Origin of the sequence: Methanosarcina acetivorans C2A (assembly GCF_000007345.1) — an archaeon.
GTDB classification, from domain to species: Archaea; Halobacteriota; Methanosarcinia; order Methanosarcinales; family Methanosarcinaceae; genus Methanosarcina; species Methanosarcina acetivorans.
The window spans coordinates 1,457,767-1,476,975 of the sequence record NC_003552.1 but is presented as its reverse complement, the minus strand read 5'-3'; the positions used below and the strand labels follow the sequence as shown (position 1 = coordinate 1,476,975).

The following is a 19,209-nucleotide window of genomic DNA, read 5'->3' as shown; positions in this document are numbered from 1 at the left end:
AAAAATAAACCTTAATAAGGTATAATCCATGATAAAAATTGTTGGTAAGGGATATAAGTATTTTTTGCTTCAGTTGAGTGACTTTTTAGAGATTACAAAAACAATAGTTGTAAGCTTGAAGAGTGTTGAAGGCAGGAAAAAATATGAAAAGATATTTGGAAGAAAATTCGAAGACAAAAAGGACAATTCAAGAATTCTTACCGTTCACGTTAACCAGTCAACGCTTGCAAGCTTTATAGGTAATTTTTTTGAAAAAACGATATGTATCACCACTTTCAAGGACCATTTTCTTTTTAAAAATTCAAAATTTAAAATTATGTTCCTGAAGAGTGATAAAAAGAATAAGAAAAAAGCAGAAAACAGTAGACATTGTGTCATATCTACGTATCAAAGAGTACTGTCTGATTTCTTTGAGGACATAATAAATGTCCTCAAACGGAAAATTAATGTCCCTTACAAGGTTAAACCTTTAATTGTGAAGAGTAAGGACTATATGGAGAATGTTCTTCCTCTGAGTCAAATACTCGCTTTTCAAAATCTTAAAAAATTTAGAGGATATTTGAGGAACATTTTTGAATTAAACCCTTCGCTTGGTTCTTATTTTAATGACATTCAGGTATCAATGGGGTATAAACCTCAACTTGAAGAACTATCTTTCAATAATATTTTCAAGCTAGAGTTATCAAGATGCAAACTTGGATATTCTAATCTTGAATCATTTATCAGAGATTACAACCAGAACCAAGCTCTAAGGAATGAATTAAAAATCAAAAGCGGAGAAAAGATTACTCTTTCTTCTTATCGACGAAACCTAAAAATGATTTATCCTTATCTGGACACATATGCAGAATTACTAATCCAAGAATGTAGAAATCTTAACCTTATTGGTGACAAAATCTGGATTTGGGATCGAAGATTTTTTGAGTGTAATTGCAGTGGTTTGAAAAATAAAGAGACTGGACAGCTTTCCGATCCAGATGCTGGACATTATGTCAAGAAAACAGGTAAATTTAGTGTATTATCAGGAACAGGATACACTGATACATGTATTGTTGATAGCTGGTGGGGTTTACCTGTTTATTGGGATGCAGTAAACGCTAGTAAAAATGACAACACCATATTTCAGGATACAATAAACCAATGTATGAAATCAGCAACAGAAAAACCGTTTTTTGTGATCGCTGATGCAGGACCTGATAGTCATCTTTCCAATGAAACAGTAATTGAGAAAGGGGTTATTCCAGTCATAGCTGCAAGAGCGAATAGTGTTGGAAATATCTTGAAAACAGAAAAGGGGAACCACTTCAGAGCTCAATACGTCCCAAGAATTTATCATAAATTGCTTGGAAAATTGTACAATATAAGAACCACTGTTGAAAGGAAAAATTCAAACGATGTTGTTGGATACAATAGATCAAAAACACCAACCAGAGGAAGTGAATGGGCTAAAATCTATGTATCGATAAGCAATATTGCCGCATTACTTACGGCACTTACAGCTTTTAAAGTTGGAAGACATGATCTGATAAGAGCACCAGGAGCTTTTAGAAGGTTGAATATCTGAGCAAGTAAAAGCAATTTTTTTAAAAAAAAGGAAGTTTAGTGCTTTTAATTTGATTTTAAAGCATTAATAGTGAAATTGGCAAAGGCTCACTTAATTTGAGATTTTCCCAATCAAACCGAAGTCCGGACTTATATCTGCGTTCCACTGCAAAAATGACTTTTTGATATCCATTAACTGATTTTGACAGGCTTATAGTTACATTTTTCTTTGATCTTCACAAAAAGCTGCTTTAAGGTGTCTTCATTACTCTTTGTGAACTCAAAGGAAGAATCCATGAAGGGCTCGAAGTGAACAGCCACGTCATCGAGCCTGTAGAAGGTTCCATCGCATTCCATTGCATCAATAACAGCCGGAAGCACGACATCCGAGACAATTATGGTAGGACATGGAACAATGTCCAGGCAGATCAGGGGAATTTCTGAAAGGTAAGCTGCACAATCCGCAGGGACCTCGTTTAAAAGATCGGTGCCTATCACAAAGACAGCGTCCACATCCCTTTCCCGCAACAAATCCGCAGTGGTGAACTCCCCGGGGTTGTAACGGGGATACCCCTTCATGAAGTCAAGCCCGAAGGGATAGCCGTACATGCCGGATGCGATCTGGTTAAAGCCTGCAGCATTGCAGTGACTGCGGAGAACTCCAAGGGTAAACTTGGTATAATTGTTCAGTTCCTTTACGAGGTTCATGGCAATTTCGACGTTTCTGTGCTTCCCGATTGAAGAAGAAAGCCCAACTCCTACTGAGATTGAACCGAAGTTACAGTTTTTCATCATATAGAGCATCCGTTCCATCAAGAAGATGGGAATTCCTGTGACTTCTTCTATTGAGGGATGAGGAGTTTTTCCGTGGAGCAGGGTCAGCAGGCCACTTATCAGTTCGTAATCGGAGTTAGGTTTGAGCTGCACGTGCAGGTCGGAAGCCTCGGAAGTGAGAGTTTTTCTTGGATCCACCGTTATAACTGTCCGGTCAAAACGCCCGCGTCCGGTCCAGTAACCTCTCGGGAAAACTCCGTACCTGGACATCTGCCTGGGCATGGATTCGAGAGGATTGGTTCCCCAGTAGACTACAAGGTCGCCTCTGTTTTTCTTTTGTCCTTCTGTTGCAGCTGTTTTCCCTGACTCCTGAAGGCCCATGGCTGCTGGCCCGTTCCCCAGAGTAGTATTGGAATCCACAACCGCACCCAGATATTCTCCGATTCGAAGCCCGATTTCATGCGTTTCACAGGAAATATCACTTCCCATAAAAAGCAGAGGACGTTTTGCCGAAACAAGGATATCAGCAGCTTTTTCGAGGGCTTCGTCCCAGGAAACAGACTTTAATTTTCCCTCAAACTTTATAAGGGGCTGTTTGAGTCTCCGGGAACTGGTAAGCGCCTTGAACCTGGCATTCCCAACTTTGCATATATTTTTGGCTTCAATTGCTCCGTTCTTGAATTCAACCTGAATATCGTCGCAGGCAGCCCCACAGGCAGGACAAATTATGTTTTTGAAAAACATAATCACCAGCCTCCGACATTAATATCCAAAGCCGTCGATTCAGAGCTCATTCCAGGAAAATCGGATAATAGCTTATCATCTTGCATTTTGCTTACCTCTCAACATTGTTCCGTGAGCTGTACAGCAGTTCATTTTCATGCTGAAAGAACAGAGCACAGCAATTGCACAGCACTGTTTCATTTTTATGAACTAGTACTCCAATGTCAACAGGTATAGGAATACGCCTGTTCCCTGCAGTCAGGAAGACGGGTGGGGGAATCAAAGAAAGCCCAGGGCTTTCCGGGTCCCAATAGAAAAAAACCGTGTTCAAGTTTCTTTGCTGTCATTTACCAGTTAACGATTCCCATATCCAGGTTCGTCATCAGTAAACTGTTTTATCTCAAGTTATATATAAACAGCATAAAGAATTTACATTCGGAAGTAAATTTACGATTAGATATAAACATATCGACTCTTAACGTATTTGAGTAGAAAATCTACCTCATTCCCGGATATAAATCATGAGGACAGAAGCTGATCTAAAGTTCGCAAATTATATATAAAAGAAACTTTATATGTGAGATGGCGGAAATCGCCTTCCGTATTGAATGGAGGATTAAAAATGAAACTGAGTGCACGTAACGTTTTGAAAGGCAAGGTTAAAAGCATTGTCACCGGAATGGTTAATACTGAAATTGTAATCGAATTGCCAGAGGGAACGGAAATCACTTCCATCATCACAAAAACATCAGCTGAGAGTATGAATTTGAAAGTAGGAAGCGAAGTATGCGCAGCACTCAAGGCCTCAAATGTGATGATAGGCACAGATTAAAAGCTTTGATCTATCGTCACTAATGAGAGATGTGGCCAGAAATACTAATTCCGCATTCCAGAGAAGTGCCTTAAAGCCTGCTTGATTTATCAACAGTACCTTAAAAAAAAGCGGATGAATTATATACCTGTGTACAGCTACAAAATGTAGAATCTTAGCTCAATACAAAGTTTTTAGAAAGACCTTAAATCGAATTTATAGATAGGTTCAAATATAATCCAAGACCAGTAAAAATAGGGAATTGATTACCTATTGGTGGATAATTAATTGCCTGTAAGGAGGAGAAAAATATGAAACTGAGCGCACGCAATGTCTTTAAGGGGAAGGTAAAAAGTATCGTCATCGGGATGGTCAATGCGGAAATTGTAGTAGAATTGCCAAGTGGAACAGAAGTCACTTCCATCATTACGAAGACCTCAGCTGAAAATATGAAGTTGAAGGAAGGAAGCGAAGTATACGCAGCATTCAAGGCCTCAAGTGTGATGATAGCAACAGACTGAAAGCTTTATTTCCTTTTATCCTTAACGGAGAATAAATAGGCAAAACCTTATTCCGCTTTCCGTAGAAATGCACAAGAGTCACCTTGTATTAATCGGATTAGTTTAAAAAAGCAGATAAATCATACATATGTGTACATCTGCGGAATGTGGATCCTTATCTGGTCTTATTATTCTTGAGCAGTAGTTTTACTTACTTCACCATATTTGGATACTCAACTCGATAATGTAGAACGTTCCACGGAAAAATTTGCTCTTAAACATCATTATTAATTAATAAGCTTTTAAGAAAGTAATTACTCTCTTCAGGGTCCATACCTTATACGGACTTAGATGATTGAAGCTTTTTTTTGAAATTTATTTATATGGAAAAATAAAAATAGATGAAAACAAAAAGTTATTCGTACTTTCAGAGGTCCATTGCTTTCGATCCTTAGTTCAATTGAGTAAGTACGTAATTATAAAAAAATATTTTTAGTAGGCGAAATCATGAGGAAAGAACTGATCGTTCTGTTAGTGTTATTAGGTGTATTCCTTGCAATAGGATGTGCTGAAAACGGAAGCGAAGCTGTAAACGAAACGGGCACCCCCACAGCAGAAACAGCGGTACCCGGGCAGGAGTCCGAAACTATTTTAGTTTCTGCAGCTGCCAGCCTAACCGAAGTCTTTACGGATATGGAATCCCAGTTTGAAACCGAAAACCCTGGCGTAGACGTTAATTTCAACTTTGCAGGGTCCGGAAGCCTGCGTACGCAAATAGAGGGAGGAGCTCCGGTTGATGTTTTTGCTTCGGCTTCCCAGAGCCACATGGACATACTTGCCGGAGAGGGGTTAATTGAGAACAGCTCAAGGGAAGACTTCGCCCAGAACTCCCTCGTGCTCATAGTTCCATCAAGCAGTACCCTCAACATAAGCGGAATAGAAGACCTGACCTCCCTCGAAGTTGAGAGGATCGCAATCGGAAATCCCGAAACAGCTCCTGTAGGCAAATATACAACCCAGTCTCTGACCGAAGCAGGCATCTGGGACCAGCTGGAAGGAAAGACAGTACTTGCCGAAGATGTAAAACAGGTCCTTGTATATGTTGAAAGAGGAGAGGTTGATGCAGGTTTTGTGTACATGACCGACGCAAAGACCGCAGAGCCCGAAACCATCGAAATCGTTGCAACAGTGCCTGTAACTACCCCTATTAGCTACCCCATAGCTGTGGTTTCGGCGTCTGAAAACAAAGAAGAAGCACAGGAATTCATCGATTTCGTAACAGGACAGGAAGGCCAGGAAATACTTGAGGAATACGGGTTCACTCCCGAATCAGAATGAAAACGTAAGCTAGAAACAGAAGCTAAAAACAGAAGCTAAAAACAGAAGCTAAAGGCATAAGCTAAAAGCAGAAGCTAAAGCAGAAGCTAAAAACAGAAACTAGAAAACGTAAGACCAAAACGTAAGAAATGATACCTATGCTGGACAATATCTGGTTTCCTTTATCACTCACGCTCTGGATAGCAGCTATATCGTCTTTTTTCGTACTATCCAGTGGCGTAGCCATAGCTTATGTGTTTGCAAGGCGGGATTTCAGGGGGAAAGGACTTGCGGAACTACTACTAACTCTTCCCCTTGTCCTTCCCCCTACCGTAATTGGTTACCTTCTTGTTGTCCTGGTGGGAAGAAATGGATTTTTAGGGCAGATGATTCTCAATTTTCTGGGGACAGGGATCATGTTCACCTGGCAGGCAGCAGTTATTGCGGCATATACGGTTTCCCTTCCCCTGATGGTATATACCGCAAAAGCAGCCATTGAAGCAGTGGATAGGGAAATAGAATATGCTGCCTATATCCTTGGAAAAAGTGAACTTGAGACCGCTCTGCAAATAACCCTACCAATTGCAAAAAAAGGAATACTGGCAGGGCTGATACTCAGTTTTGCCAGGGCTATGGGAGAATTCGGAGCAACTCTTATGCTGGCAGGAAATATCCCGGGAAAAACGAACACAATGTCGATCTCGATATATAGCGCCTTTCAGGCGGGAAATAACGAACTTGCCCAGGTGCTGGTCTTAATCCTGGTCTTTATGTCCCTGCTGACCATTGCATTGACCGGAAGATTCGCAGGAAAATTAGAGGTATGAGATTGGGCGTTAAAGTTGATATTAAAAAACATTATACTGAAGCTGAAATCAATAGGAAAAGAAGCACTGGAAAAGCTTTTACGTTAGATGTCAGCTTTGAAATGGATAACGAACTTGTGGTGCTTTTCGGGCCTTCAGGGTCCGGAAAGACCACGTTGTTTAAATGCATTTCGGGAATCACACAGCCGGATAACGGAAAGATAACTGTAGGGAGTAAAATATACTACGACAAAGACAAAAAAATTAACCTGCCAATCCAGAAACGTAATCTTGGCTATGTTTTTCAGAACTATACCCTCTTTCCCCACATGAACGTGAGAAAAAACATAGAATGCGGCCTCAAAAAATGGGAAAAAGAGGACAGGGAAGTAAGGGTCATGGAAATGCTGAACCTGCTCCATATTGAGGAGCTGGAAACCCGCTACCCTTCACAGATATCAGGTGGACAGAAACAGAGAGTCGCCCTGGCAAGAGCCCTTGCCCCCAAACCGGGGATTTTACTTCTGGATGAACCGTTTTCCGCACTGGATATGGAAATAAGGACCGAACTTGCCGATAAAATAAAAAATTTGCAAAAAAAGATTGAGATACCTCTGTTATTCATCACACACAACCTTGAGGAAGCTTTCCTGCTGGCTGACAGGATTCTCATCTTACATGGAGGAAAGATCCAGCAGTTCGGGACTCCGGAAGAAATCTTTTATCAGCCTGCAAACCTTCAGGTGTCAGAACTTATTGGGATATCAAATATTTTTGACGATGCCTATGTTGAAGAGTACGATAAAGAGTCAAAAAGTACAGTATTAAGAAGTGGAGACATGAGAATAAAAATAGAATCTCCGAACTTCAAAGCAGGGGATAAAGTTACCTGGGGGATCTACCCGGAAAACATAACTCTTTTGCCGGTTTCCGGCTCTGAAGATCAGGATGAAAATATTTATTCTGCACATGTGAACAATATCATAAATAAAGGGCCTAAAAAAAGAATTACCCTTAAACTTGTAAGGTATAACAAAACTCTGATTGCAGAAGTACCTGCACAATTTGTTGATTCCCTGGAGCTGCATGCAGGCGGTTTCTGCCTGGTCAGACTGGAAATGAATAAAGTAGTAGCATTCCGTAATTTCTGACCCAACAAATAGAATATTTTATTGTAGATGGGATATTGATTATGGCAGTGTACTGACAGCTCACCATTGCATAATTGTTTTTTCAAGCTCAAATGGCAGTAACGAGCTAATATTTACTTAAGCTCTGTACTGGAATTATTTTGCCAGTGTATTTTACCTTCCGGACTCTCCTCGTTTTTGTAGAGAATATAAATAATACTGAAGATATAATTTGGCGGACCAATCAGAAAAATATGATACACGGGTTGGTTTTCAATAGTATTTTCAGTTTATATGTTATACTTTTCCAGGAAACAGATCAAATTACCTCTCGAAATACCGAAGAGCCCGGATTTACTTGTCATTCCAGTCTGAAATATAATACTTTTCTTATTACATTCGTGAAATCTTTTTCTGTGATTTCTTAGTTTGCTTTTGAACTTGTCTCCTGTCTTTTCATATATTCGCAGGCGAGTTGTTTATTTTATTCTTTCTAATCTCGTTCTTTAGCTCTTTAATCTCTGTATTTATTTTCTCGATTTCATCGTGTAGATTCTGGAATCTTGTTTCACATTCAGCACCCAAGTTCTAACCTCCTTAATCATGCAACTGAATCAAAATATCGACTTTGAGACTGTTGCAAATGATGCACTTCAATCTCCACTATTTAAATATCACAACCATGAATACGAACTCATTTAACCTGATAATGATAGTATCCTTAGTATTTTGCTGGGCAATGACTTTTCGATACCACTTTTTCCATGAAAAGACATTTTTCTTATTTACCTCCACTATATTTGTATAAGGAATAGGTTTATTCCATCGTAGCCAATTTTTATATATAGGAATACAGTAACCTATTTCCTATTTATCATATAAATAAATATTCATTTTACAGAGGATTTTTTATTTGGAGCCCCAAACTATAATCTTTCTATTTCTAAACAAAACGTTATGTCATGTTCAACATATCTATATCCAATCACGATTTCACAAATGCTCCTTTTTAGCTAACCAGGATCTCAGTTTTATACTCACAAAATGATTTTTCCGTTATTAGATCTTCTGTTATTGTTTCTTTGAGAAAACATTTATACAATTAGTATTTTATTAAATAGATATCTATTTATGCTATAAAGTAGGTAACTCCTTTCTGTATTTCATTATATAATAGTTGTTATGTTCAAATAAACATAATGGATATGTACATAGATCCGGTGTGGAAAGAACAATGAACAGGCGAATAAACAGGGAAACCATCCGAAATATCTCTTCAACAACTGTGCTGATAGCACTCCCGGTCATTTTATTTTTCGGGTCTTTTATGATTGGCCGATATCCAGTGTCTCCCCTGGACGTAATACTGGCCATTGTATCGGTTTTTGTGCCTATGGAAACAAATTTGGACCCCACTATTTATACAGTAGTCTGGGACATACGTTTGCCTCGCATAATAGCTGCGATGATCGTGGGTGCAGCGTTATCAATTTCAGGGGCTTCTTTTCAGGGGACTTTCCAGAATCCGCTGGTATCCCCGGATATCCTGGGAGTTTCTTCAGGCGCGGGTTTTGGGGCCGCAATAGCTATTTTATTCAGTTTTTCCATGGTGATGATTCAGACTACAGCTTTTTTATTCGGCCTCCTTGCGGTTTTCCTCACTTACTTTCTGAGTAAAAGATTTAAGGGCAATACCGTTTTAATGATGGTGCTGGGGGGGATAGCTATTGCAGCACTCTTTTCCGCTCTCATTTCATGCATCAAATATCTTGCAGATCCGGACAGCAAACTCCCTGAAATAGTATACTGGCTTATGGGCAGTCTCTCTGCGGTTGAAAGCAGCAGTATATTGATGATAGCAGGACCTGTTTTAGTTGGGTTTACAGCATTACTGCTTATCGGATGGAGAATTAATGTCCTTTCAATGAGTGACGATGAGGCACGTTCACTTGGTATAAACACGGAAAAAATGAGACTGTTGATAATTTTTTGTTGCACACTCCTAACAGCTGCTGCCGTAAGTATTAGTGGAATCATTGGCTGGGTGGGCCTTGTAATACCTCACGCGGCCCGGATGATTGTAGGTCCGGACCACAGGAAGCTTTTGCCTGCAAGTATTTCACTGGGAGCTGCTTTTCTCCTGCTGGTGGATGATGTGTGCAGAACAGCCACATCTATCGAAATTCCTCTGGGAATATTAACAGCCATTATAGGAGCACCTTTTTTTGTGTATCTACTCCAAAAAGGCTACGAGGGATGGTCGTGAAAAATATTATGGATATAAGGAATGCAGAATTTTCTTACAATGGAAAGAAAAGCATTTTCCGAAACGTGAACATCTCAATTGAGAGAGGAGATGTTCTGTGTATATTAGGACCAAATGGAACCGGAAAATCAACGTTAATCAAATGTATGAGCAGCCTGCTCAAACTAAAAAGTGGCAAGATATTATTGAAGGACAAAAATATATATTCAATGAATAATACCGAAATCGCCAAGGTCATGGGGTACATCCCCCAATCAAACAATTCAACCTTTGCATATTCAGTTCTCGATATCGTTTTAATGGGCAGGACTCCCTATTTAAGCATAACGTCGGTTCCCGGGAAAAATGATTATAAAATAGCTGAAGAGGCTCTGGAAAATCTTGGAATCCTGCACCTGAAGGATAAAATCTACACTGAGATCAGTGGGGGAGAAAGACAGCTAGTACTGATGGCCAGAGCAATAGCCCAAAGACCCGAAATTCTTCTTCTGGACGAGCCTACATCCCATCTGGATTTCGGGAACCAGATACGAACACTCAAAGTCATAAATAAATTGTCTAAAAGTGGGCTATCAGTTGTTATGACTTCTCATTTTCCAGACCATGCCTTTTTATCTTCCAACAAGGTCGCTATAATGAATCAGGGCACAATCATGGAGATGGGAGACCCGAGAACCGTAGTCACGGAAGAAAATATGAAACAAGCCTATGGCATAGACGTAAAAATACTGGATGTGGATGAACAAAGAAAAGCATGCATACCTATGCAGATACAATAACCACACAGGGCTATGAAAACAACGGGGCTATGAAAACAAATCGATCCGGACATATGATGGGAAATTAAGGTGATTGGATGGATAAAAAGGGTATGGTGGCTATCATTGCAGTTATTGCAATTTTATCCATTGCAGGTGTAGGTTACAGTAACACAAGGTCTGAGCTAGATAGTAATATCGGGATAAGAGCTGATCAGGGCGTTCAGATAACAGACCAGACGGGAAGAGTTGTAACTGTGCCGGCGAATGTGACTCATGTGGCTGCTCTTGCCGGTCAGTCATATGAAAAATTAATTTTGCTAAATCAGACCGACAAGATGGCAGTGACAATATCGGCATGGACCAATCTGCCCTGGTCATATAAGATAGCCCCACAGTTGAAAGATATCCCTATAGAAAACGATCCCAATGTGGAAGATCTTATCAGCAAAAAAGTGCAGGTCGTTTTTTGTTTGTCATACGACGGTAATAAGGAGAAACTGAATTCGAGCAATATAGCTGTTGTGATCACTCAGAAGAACTCGGGAAACCCCGAGAACGCAGACTCATTTGTTAAGTACGTGAAGCAGGAAATAGCGCTTTACGGCGAAGTGATGGGCCCGGATGCGGAGGAAATTGCTGATGAATGGGGTACGTACTTTGATCAGAAAGTGAATTATGTGACATCGAGAACTGCAAACCTTACAGATAGTCAGCGTCCCAAAGTGTATTATGCAAGGGGTCCGGATGCGATAACAACACAGGGTAAAAACTCTTATACGCAGTTTTATGTGGAAATGGCCGGTGGCGACTACGTTGCAAAAAATACCAATAAAGAAGGACTTCAAAGCGTCACAATGGAACAGTTACTGGCATGGAATCCTGATGTAATTTTTGTAGGCCGGGTTAACAGTACGGATATAATTACAAATGACACCCGGCTGAGTAACGTAAAAGCCGTACAGGATGACAGGGTGTATCTCTGTCCGCAGGGAGTGGCCTACTGGGATTACGGCGCTGAAGGGGTGTTACTTATGGAGTATTTTGCCAAAACCCTGCATCCTGAGCTATTTGAAGACCTGAACATGACCGGTGAAGTCAAAGATTACTACTCGAGATTCTACCACTATAACCTGACAGACGAGGAAGCAAACAGAATACTACAGCATCTACCGCCTACCAGTTATTAATGCTTTTGAAGAAATCGACAGCAACGAAGGCATAAAATTAATTGTACCTTAATCGGTCGAAGAAAAAATCAATACAAAATTAAAATGGAGTTCAAGGTGATTGAATGGATAAAAGGGGAATAGTGGCTGTTGTTGCGCTTATTGCAGTCCTTGCAATAGTATCCGTTGCTGCACATGTAGGTCATAGTAACACAAAATCTGATCAAGGTAGTGAGATAGGGTCTGATAAATACGTTCAGATTACAGACCAGGAAGGACGAATCGTAACTGTACCGGAGAATGTCACCCGTGTGGCTGCTGTTTCCGGTCAGGCGTATGAAAAATTGATATTGCTAAACCAAACGGACAAAATGGTAGTGACAATGCATGTGTCAAATGATTTTCCGTGGGCCTATAAAATAGCTCCGCAGTTGAAGGATATTCCAATGGAAGACGATCCTAATGTTGAAGATCTTATCAGCAAAAAAGTACAGGTAGTATTTTGCAGATCATACGATGGTACGAAAGAGAAACTGAAATCGACCAATATAGCTGCTGTGGTCACTCAGAAGAACTCAGGAAATCCTGATGATGCAGACTCATTCGTAAAATATGTGAAGCAGGAGGTAGCGCTTTACGGCGAAGTGATGGGGCCGGATTCAAAAGAGACCGCAGGGGAATGGGGTGCATACTTTGACCAGAAAGTGAATTATGTGACATCGAGAACTGAAAACCTTACAGATAGTGAGCGTCCCACGGTATACTATGCCAGAGACGCAACGACAAATCAGGGTAAAAACTCTTATCCGCAGTTTTATGTGGAGATGGCTGGCGGCAAGTATATTTCAGGAGATACAGAAGGGATTCAAACAATTACACCGGAGCAGCTACTCGTATGGAATCCTGATGTGATCTATGTTGGTCATGTTAACAGTACGGATATATTTACGAACGATTCCAAGTTCATTAATTTAGAGGCTGTACAGAATAACAGAGTATATCTCTGTCCGCAGGGAGTGGCCTGGTGGGATTATGGTGCAGAAGGGGTACTACTCATGGAATATTTTGCCAAGACCCTGCATCCTGAGCTATTTGAAGACCTGAACATGACCAGTGAGGTCAAAGACTACTACTCGAGGTTCTACCATTATAACCTGACAGACGAGGAAGCAAACAGGATACTGCAGCATCTCCCGCCTGCCAGTTATTAATGCTTTTGAAGAAATCGACAGCAACGAAGGCATAAAATTAATTGTACCTTCATCGGTCGAAGAAAAAAATCAATACAAAATTAAAATGGAGTTAAAGGTGTGATTGAATGGATAAAAGGGGTATAGTGGCTGTTGTTGCACTTATTGCAGTCCTTGCAATAGTATCCGTTGCTGCACATGTAGGTCATAGTAACACAAAATCTGATCAAAGTATTGAGATAGAGTCTGATAAATACGTTCAGATTACAGATCAAGAGGGACGAGTTGTAACTATACCAGCAAATGTGACTCATGTCGCTGCTCTTGCTGGTCAATCATATGAAAAATTAATTTTGCTAAACCAAACAGACAAAATGGCAGTGACAATACGTGTGTCCAATGATTTCCCATGGGCCTATAAGGTAGCTCCGCAGTTGAGAAATATCCCAATGAATGGAAATCAACAAAATCCTAATGTTGAAGATCTCATAAGCAAAAAAGTACAGGTAGTATTTTGCCTGGATTTTACAAGGGATAAATTAAATTCGAGTAATATTCCTGTTGTGGTTACTCAGAAAAACTCAGGAAATCCTGATAACGTAGACTCATTCGTTAAATATGTGAAGCAGGAAATCGCGCTTTATGGTGAAGTAATGGGCCCGGATGCAAAAAAGACTGCTGACGAATGGGGTGTATACTTTGATCGGAAGGCGAATTATGTGACATCGAGAACTGCAAACCTTACAGATAGTGAGCGTCCCACGGTATACTATGCCAATGATGCAATGACAAATCAGGGTAAAAACTCTTATCCGCAGTTTTATGTGGAGATGGCTGGCGGCAAATATATTTCCGGAGATATGGAAGGGATTGAAACAATTACACCGGAGCAGCTGCTTGTATGGAATCCTGATGTAATCTATGTAGGACATGTCAACAGTACAGATATATTTACGAATGACCCCAGGTTCAGTAACTTGAAGGCTGTGCAGAATAACAGGGTATATCTCTGCCCACAGGGAGTAGCCTGGTGGGACTATGGTGCTGAAGGGGTGTTGCTTATGGAGTATTTTGCCAAAACTCTACATCCGGAACTGTTTGAGGATCTGAACATGACCAGTGAGGTCAAAGATTACTACTCGAGATTCTACCACTATAACCTGACAGATGATGAAGCAAACAGGATACTGCAGCATCTGCCTCCTGCAAGCTCGACATGAAAACAGAGAAACAACAAAATGAGGGGGTGAAAACATTAAGGTAGAAAATAGAGATACTTTAGATTTACGTACAGAAGGAAATGACTACAATTCCGAAACCGAACTTTGCAGCGGTGACCTTCCACCCGGAGAATTTGACTTTATGGGACGAATTCCGGTCCCCTTAAAGTATACGTTCAAGGATGGTTTGGAAGCCATACTAAGGAATTATCGGATTGAAAAAGGAATCCGGCTCAAATGCTATTTTCCCATGGGTGGAGGAAGCGGCTATTCACCTTTTCAGCATATTCACGAGGTGGACAACATTGATGACTTTCCCAACATGGTGTTGTCTTCATCATTTGATAATGTATTTGAGAAAAATTTTTTCGAGAAATTTATCGATAAGGGTTATTTCCAGGCGTGCCAGCCCAAACCATTACCCCCCATATATGCTGATTGCGGGATCGAAGACCCTGAAAAGCGATTCACTATTTTTGCCGTAGTTCCCATTGTTTTTCTTGTAGACCATTGGAGGCTGGGCGGCCTGCCCGTCCCAGGGCGTTGGAGTGATATTCTTGACCCGATTTACCATGATAAGATAATTGTCGGAGGCTGGAGGAAAGATGAAAAAAGCCCGTATTCCGAGTTTAACACGTTTTTATTTTTAAATATATATAAAGACCATGGCATTCAGGGCCTAAAGCACCTCGCGTATAATACGAAAAACATGCTGCATTACGTCCACATGTCGAGAATTGCAGGTTCGGATAGCGAGCTTGGCGCAGCCATATATATCATTCCCTGGTTTCTGGCTGATATTTGTCCGAGACGCGGGAAGACTTCAGTTATATGGCCGGAAGACGGGGCTCTGGCGTTCCCGTTTTATATTTTAGCCAAGAAAGCAAAGCTGGAGGAACTGGATGTATTGATAAAGTACACTACCGGTAGAAAAATAGGGCAATATTTATCCGACAATTGTTATCCGCCATTAAATCCTGAAGTGGAGTACAGATATCCGGAGAATGCAAAATTGAAATGGCTGGGGTGGGATTACGTGCGTTCCAACGATACCATGGAATTAATCCGACTGGCATCAGAAGTATTTTTTGAAGCATGGCAGCCTCTCCTTTTTACCAAAATTGAGACTTAAGAGAGGCAAAATACCAAAACCGAAAGGAGATCCGCTAGATGAGATTAATTACAGTGGCAGGGCCGCCTTCAGTTGGAAAGACTTCAGTCATACTGAAAACGGTTGAACACTTAAAAGAAGAAGGGAAAAAAATAGGCATTATCAAGTTTGATGCGCTTTCCACAAAAGATGACCTTGCATATAAAAAAATGGAACTACCGGTTATTGTCGGACTCTCTGGGAATTTATGCCCTGACCATTTCTTTGTGAGTAACATTGACGAATGTCTGGCCTGGGGGTTAAAAAACGAACTGGATATGCTTATTACCGAGAGTGCAGGTTTGTGCAACAGATGCTCTCCTCACATAAAAGGAGTGATGGGGGTATGTGTTATTGATAATCTTGCAGGGGTTCATACACCAAAAAAAATCGGCCCGATGTTGAAATTAGCGGATATTGTTGTTATAACAAAGGGCGATATCGTATCGCAAGCAGAAAGGGAAGTTTTTGCCTTCAATGTAAGATTGGCAAATCCGAAGGCCGAAATTATGTTTGTCAATGGTATTACCGGGCAGGGAGCTTTTGATTTAAGTTATTATTTGCATAGCGCAGCTGAAGTGGACGCACTGGAAGGGAAAAAACTGCGTTTTTCCATGCCTTCAGCTGTATGCCCTTATTGTGTGGGAGAAACTGTAATCAGTAAAGACTACCAGCGCGGCAATGCAAAAAAAATGATATTTAAGGAGGTGTAAAAGTGGACGATCAACTGTTAACTTCATCGATTAACGATATATTGAATTCTCATCCCTTCATCATGGATTTTTTTGCATCAATCGGATTAAAAGAGCTACCCCGGTCCTTGACCTTACAGGATTGGCTTGCAGGATTGACCGATGAATTCCTGAGGGATTCGGGAATGGATCGGAAACAGATATTAAACCATATCGAAGAAATAATCCAGATAAATGCCATACCAGAGAAACAACATCGGGTGAGCTCCCTTACAGTAATTGGAGGAAAAGATAAGTCCGGTAATCCGGAGAATGCGAGTATTACATTGAAGCCCGGAGAGGTAGTTTGTATCGTTGGCCCTACCGGTTCTGGAAAAAGTCGATTGCTGGCGGATATTGAATGTATGGCCCAGAAAGATACGCCGACAGGGAGGCAGATCTTAATAAATGGCTGTGTACCTGAAGCGCAGAAACGCTTTTCGATGAACCAGAAGATAGTGGCACAATTGTCTCAAAACATGAATTTTGTTGTAGACCTTACAGTAAAAGAGTTCATTACAATGCATGCCGAGTGCCGCATGATTTCCAGGAAGGATGAAACAGTCAATGACATAATTTATATGGCAAATGAACTGACAGGAGAAAAATTCAGTGCCGATGTTTCAATTACCCAGCTTAGTGGGGGGCAGACACGTTCGTTAATGATTGCGGATACGGCTTTATTAAGTGCATCTCCTATCGTTTTGATTGATGAGATCGAGAATGCAGGAGTTAACAGGAAAAAAGCGCTGGAACTCCTGGTTGATAAAGAGAAAATAGTGCTCGTATCTACCCATGATCCACTGTTAGCTTTAATGGGCGATCGTCGGATTGTAATCAGGAACGGTGCAATATCCAATATTATTGAAACAAGTAAGCAGGAAAGAATGAATTTGGAATACATGGAGTTTCTGGATTGCAAAATGACGGAGCTGCGTGATATGTTGAGAAGAGGAGGGCGGATTGATACCGAACTCAACTGGTGTTCAGGATGACGAAAATTAAAAAAGGTCTTTCTAAACTTTGAATTATCGGCGGAGGAATTGAGTTGAAAGCAGACATTAAGGTTTCGATTGTGGACCAGACAATCAATGAGGTCGTACGCCTGGGGGTTAATAATCCTGCCGATGTAAGGTTTATGCTGTCAGTTCTGAAAAAGTACTCATTCGATGCGGCAGATGTCTCATTGAATAATTTAGAAAAAAATATGGTCGAATTTGAGGCTGATGAATTTTCGGAAAGTATGAGATGCAGAGTAAAGTGTTCCGGACAGGAGATATTCAGGGCGAAAAAGCTCGGTTTTTCCAAAATAGTAATAAACACTTCTCTCAACCCCCTCACCCCCATACAGGATATGCTTGAACCTGTATTGCAAATGGCCTGTAGCAACGACCAGGAAATTTATTTGAGCATTGATAATGCTCTGGAATTCTCAATAAGGGACGTAGAAACAATATATCCCCTTATTCCCAAATACGGGATAAAAAGGTTAATACTGGGCGATAGAAGCGGGAAAGCGGACCCTTTCACCACCTATGATAAACTTGGCTTTTTAGGGAATACAATTCAATGTCCTGTTGAATATGTGGGGTACAACGATTACGGGACTGCTACAGCCAACACGCTTTCAGCGTTAAGAGCAGGCATTGAATACGTCGCAACGGCTGTCAGCGGAATCGGAATTCCAGGAGTGGCGGCCATGGAAGAAGTTTTGATGGCAGCAAGGCATTTGTGGAAAAATGAACTGGTGCCCGATGGATATAGCATTGCAGCAGATTGTGAGAATATTTTATACAGGGCTGGTATTATGTTGCCCGGAGAAAAGGCCATCATAGGAAAAAATGTATTTGCGCATGAATCCGGGATTCACGTTGACGGTGTTCTTAAAAATCCTAATTTATACGAAGCGATTAAGCCGGAGGAGGTGGGCCTGCGGAGGCTTTTAGTAATTGGAAAACACTCGGGGACAGCATCGTTAGTGCAGAAGCTCCGGCATCTGGGTTTATCATTGAGTCCCGAGAAAGCGGCTGCATTGCTCGAGAAAGTAAGAAATACTGCGATCCTGCAAAAAAAACCGTTAACGGATTTGCAGCTTAAAACTCTTTACGATTTGCAGATGGAATCGGTAAAAGACCCGAATATTCATTTATCAGGCAAAGGAGAAATGCCCTGTGACTGAAAACAAAAGCTTTGAAATCGTTGATACAACTTTGCGTGATGGGGAACAATCTGCAGGTGTTGTATTTTCGATTGAAGAAAGGGTGAATATCATTTCGGCTTTAGATAAAGCAAACGTGAAATGGATTGAAGCCGGTATCCCTGCTATGGGCAAACAGGAATGTGAAGCTCTGAGCCTTATGCTAGAACTCCCGATAAAATCGAATCTTATCGCGTGGAACAGGGCAAATTTAAAGGATTTAAAGGCTTCTATCGAATGCGGATTTAAATTTGTTCATGTTTCCCTGCCGGTATCCGACCTGCATATAGAATATAAGCTTCAAAAAAGCAGGGCCTGGGTGCTTGATCAATTGAAAACCTGCCTGGAATATCTCAAAAACAGCGGGATAACGATTATTGTAGGAGCGGAGGATGCATCCAGAGCAGACCCGGATTTCTTTCTTCAATATGCGGATGTTGCGGCTTCTTACGGTGCGATAAGGATACGATATTCGGATACGGTCGGATGCCTGGATCATTTTACGACTTATAATAAAATCGAAAGCATTGTAAATCGCAGCCCTCTTCCGGTTGAAATTCATGCACACAATGATTTTGGCCTGGCCCTGGCAAATACCCTGGCAGCATACAGAGCGGGAGCAAAGTTTGCCAGCGTGACAATAACAGGGATCGGTGAGCGTGCAGGAAATGCGTCAATGGAAGAAACAGCCGTGTCTTTAAAACACTTTTACAACTATGATTGCGGAATTGAGCTTAAAGCTTTACCGTCCCTGGTTGAGATGGTCGCAAAAGCAAGCGAAAGAACATTGTTTCCGTATAAGCCAGTAGTGGGACCCTTTACACAAAATGTTGTAGATAATTAATATAATTTAACTTTATTTTTATTCTTAATACGCAGCATTGCTTTTCAGAATATGAGTTAAAGCAAAAAATTTGATTCATTT

Annotated in this window: 19 protein-coding genes; 16 read left to right on the top strand and 3 right to left on the bottom strand. The window is 40.9% G+C overall.

Going from position 1 to position 19,209, the window contains the following annotated elements; all coding sequences use genetic code 11:
- Positions 1-28: 28 nt before the first annotated feature.
- Positions 29-1,564 (top strand): transposase, encoded by a 1,536-nt coding sequence (locus tag MA_RS28115; RefSeq protein WP_011021263.1) that lies wholly within the window; start codon positions 29-31, stop codon positions 1,562-1,564.
- Between the two features lie 170 nt (positions 1,565-1,734).
- Here the strand turns inward: MA_RS28115 and MA_RS06445 are convergent, their stop codons facing one another.
- Together MA_RS06445 and MA_RS29310 are read right to left on the bottom strand one after the other, a co-directional pair.
- Entirely contained in the window at positions 1,735-3,060 is a 1,326-nt protein-coding gene (locus tag MA_RS06445; protein ID WP_011021262.1) for a formylmethanofuran dehydrogenase subunit B, read from the bottom strand.
- Between the two features lie 203 nt (positions 3,061-3,263).
- On the bottom strand, positions 3,264-3,386 hold the full coding sequence (locus tag MA_RS29310) for a hypothetical protein (protein ID WP_281085384.1): 123 nt from the start codon (positions 3,384-3,386) through the stop codon (positions 3,264-3,266).
- A gap of 275 nt (positions 3,387-3,661) precedes the next feature.
- On the opposite strand from MA_RS29310, the gene MA_RS06440 reads away from it, so the two are divergent.
- The 5 genes from MA_RS06440 (at position 3,662) to MA_RS06420 (ending at position 7,624) form a co-directional block, all read left to right on the top strand.
- Complete coding sequence (locus MA_RS06440; RefSeq protein WP_048065065.1) at positions 3,662-3,871, top strand: TOBE domain-containing protein; 210 nt, start codon at positions 3,662-3,664, stop codon at positions 3,869-3,871.
- Positions 3,872-4,161: 290 nt separating this feature from the next.
- Positions 4,162-4,371 (top strand): TOBE domain-containing protein, encoded by a 210-nt coding sequence (locus MA_RS06435; RefSeq protein ID WP_011021259.1) that lies wholly within the window; start codon positions 4,162-4,164, stop codon positions 4,369-4,371.
- Between the two features lie 486 nt (positions 4,372-4,857).
- Positions 4,858-5,688 (top strand): molybdate ABC transporter substrate-binding protein, encoded by an 831-nt coding sequence (gene modA / locus MA_RS06430; protein WP_011021258.1) that lies wholly within the window; start codon positions 4,858-4,860, stop codon positions 5,686-5,688.
- Positions 5,689-5,816: 128 nt separating this feature from the next.
- Positions 5,817-6,494, top strand: coding sequence for a molybdate ABC transporter permease subunit (gene modB, locus MA_RS06425; RefSeq protein WP_011021257.1), 678 nt, complete (start codon positions 5,817-5,819; stop codon positions 6,492-6,494).
- Positions 6,491-7,624, top strand: a complete 1,134-nt coding sequence (locus tag MA_RS06420; protein WP_011021256.1) for an ABC transporter ATP-binding protein — start codon at positions 6,491-6,493, stop codon at positions 7,622-7,624. Before modB ends, MA_RS06420 begins: the two co-directional genes overlap by 4 nt.
- A 435-nt stretch (positions 7,625-8,059) precedes the next feature.
- On the opposite strand, the gene MA_RS29305 is transcribed toward MA_RS06420, so the two are convergent.
- Entirely contained in the window at positions 8,060-8,188 is a 129-nt protein-coding gene (locus tag MA_RS29305) for a hypothetical protein (RefSeq protein ID WP_282679839.1), read from the bottom strand.
- Positions 8,189-8,837: 649 nt separating this feature from the next.
- On the opposite strand from MA_RS29305, the gene MA_RS06415 reads away from it, so the two are divergent.
- The 10 genes from MA_RS06415 to MA_RS06370 all read left to right on the top strand — a co-directional run bounded on the left by MA_RS06415 (position 8,838) and on the right by MA_RS06370 (position 19,128).
- The gene (locus MA_RS06415; protein WP_011021255.1) at positions 8,838-9,869 is read left to right on the top strand and encodes a FecCD family ABC transporter permease; all 1,032 of its coding nucleotides are present in this window, start codon (positions 8,838-8,840) and stop codon (positions 9,867-9,869) included.
- Entirely contained in the window at positions 9,860-10,648 is a 789-nt protein-coding gene (locus MA_RS06410) for an ABC transporter ATP-binding protein (RefSeq protein WP_048065064.1), read from the top strand. Before MA_RS06415 ends, MA_RS06410 begins: the two co-directional genes overlap by 10 nt.
- Before the next feature lie 77 nt (positions 10,649-10,725).
- Entirely contained in the window at positions 10,726-11,817 is a 1,092-nt protein-coding gene (locus MA_RS06405; RefSeq protein ID WP_011021253.1) for an ABC transporter substrate-binding protein, read from the top strand.
- 104 nt (positions 11,818-11,921) lie between these two features.
- Entirely contained in the window at positions 11,922-13,007 is a 1,086-nt protein-coding gene (locus MA_RS06400) for an ABC transporter substrate-binding protein (protein ID WP_011021252.1), read from the top strand.
- 107 nt (positions 13,008-13,114) lie between these two features.
- On the top strand, positions 13,115-14,206 hold the full coding sequence (locus tag MA_RS06395) for an ABC transporter substrate-binding protein (RefSeq protein ID WP_011021251.1): 1,092 nt from the start codon (positions 13,115-13,117) through the stop codon (positions 14,204-14,206).
- 250 nt (positions 14,207-14,456) lie between these two features.
- Entirely contained in the window at positions 14,457-15,338 is an 882-nt protein-coding gene (locus tag MA_RS06390) for an ABC transporter substrate-binding protein (RefSeq protein ID WP_226990780.1), read from the top strand.
- 38 nt (positions 15,339-15,376) lie between these two features.
- Positions 15,377-16,069 (top strand): GTP-binding protein, encoded by a 693-nt coding sequence (locus MA_RS06385; protein WP_011021249.1) that lies wholly within the window; start codon positions 15,377-15,379, stop codon positions 16,067-16,069.
- Positions 16,070-16,071: 2 nt separating this feature from the next.
- Entirely contained in the window at positions 16,072-17,082 is a 1,011-nt protein-coding gene (locus MA_RS06380; protein ID WP_011021248.1) for an ATP-binding cassette domain-containing protein, read from the top strand.
- Positions 17,083-17,135: 53 nt separating this feature from the next.
- The gene (locus tag MA_RS06375) at positions 17,136-18,266 is read left to right on the top strand and encodes a LeuA family protein (RefSeq protein WP_011021247.1); all 1,131 of its coding nucleotides are present in this window, start codon (positions 17,136-17,138) and stop codon (positions 18,264-18,266) included.
- A complete protein-coding gene (locus MA_RS06370) occupies positions 18,259-19,128 on the top strand; it encodes a homocitrate synthase (RefSeq protein ID WP_011021246.1) in 870 nt (289 codons plus the stop codon). The genes MA_RS06375 and MA_RS06370 overlap by 8 nt, the downstream gene beginning before the upstream one ends.
- Positions 19,129-19,209 lie beyond the last annotated feature (81 nt).

Coding starts and splice junctions, on each gene's coding strand:
- MA_RS28115 (WP_011021263.1), top strand. CDS start 29: ATGATAAAAATTGTTGGTAAGGGATATAAGTATTTTTTGCTTCAGTTG.
- MA_RS06445 (WP_011021262.1), bottom strand. CDS start 3,060: ATGTTTTTCAAAAACATAATTTGTCCTGCCTGTGGGGCTGCCTGCGAC.
- MA_RS29310 (WP_281085384.1), bottom strand. CDS start 3,386: ATGACAGCAAAGAAACTTGAACACGGTTTTTTTCTATTGGGACCCGGA.
- MA_RS06440 (WP_048065065.1), top strand. CDS start 3,662: ATGAAACTGAGTGCACGTAACGTTTTGAAAGGCAAGGTTAAAAGCATT.
- MA_RS06435 (WP_011021259.1), top strand. CDS start 4,162: ATGAAACTGAGCGCACGCAATGTCTTTAAGGGGAAGGTAAAAAGTATC.
- modA (WP_011021258.1), top strand. CDS start 4,858: ATGAGGAAAGAACTGATCGTTCTGTTAGTGTTATTAGGTGTATTCCTT.
- modB (WP_011021257.1), top strand. CDS start 5,817: ATGATACCTATGCTGGACAATATCTGGTTTCCTTTATCACTCACGCTC.
- MA_RS06420 (WP_011021256.1), top strand. CDS start 6,491: ATGAGATTGGGCGTTAAAGTTGATATTAAAAAACATTATACTGAAGCT.
- MA_RS06415 (WP_011021255.1), top strand. CDS start 8,838: ATGAACAGGCGAATAAACAGGGAAACCATCCGAAATATCTCTTCAACA.
- MA_RS06410 (WP_048065064.1), top strand. CDS start 9,860: ATGGTCGTGAAAAATATTATGGATATAAGGAATGCAGAATTTTCTTAC.
- MA_RS06405 (WP_011021253.1), top strand. CDS start 10,726: ATGGATAAAAAGGGTATGGTGGCTATCATTGCAGTTATTGCAATTTTA.
- MA_RS06400 (WP_011021252.1), top strand. CDS start 11,922: ATGGATAAAAGGGGAATAGTGGCTGTTGTTGCGCTTATTGCAGTCCTT.
- MA_RS06395 (WP_011021251.1), top strand. CDS start 13,115: ATGGATAAAAGGGGTATAGTGGCTGTTGTTGCACTTATTGCAGTCCTT.
- MA_RS06390 (WP_226990780.1), top strand. CDS start 14,457: ATGGGTGGAGGAAGCGGCTATTCACCTTTTCAGCATATTCACGAGGTG.
- MA_RS06385 (WP_011021249.1), top strand. CDS start 15,377: ATGAGATTAATTACAGTGGCAGGGCCGCCTTCAGTTGGAAAGACTTCA.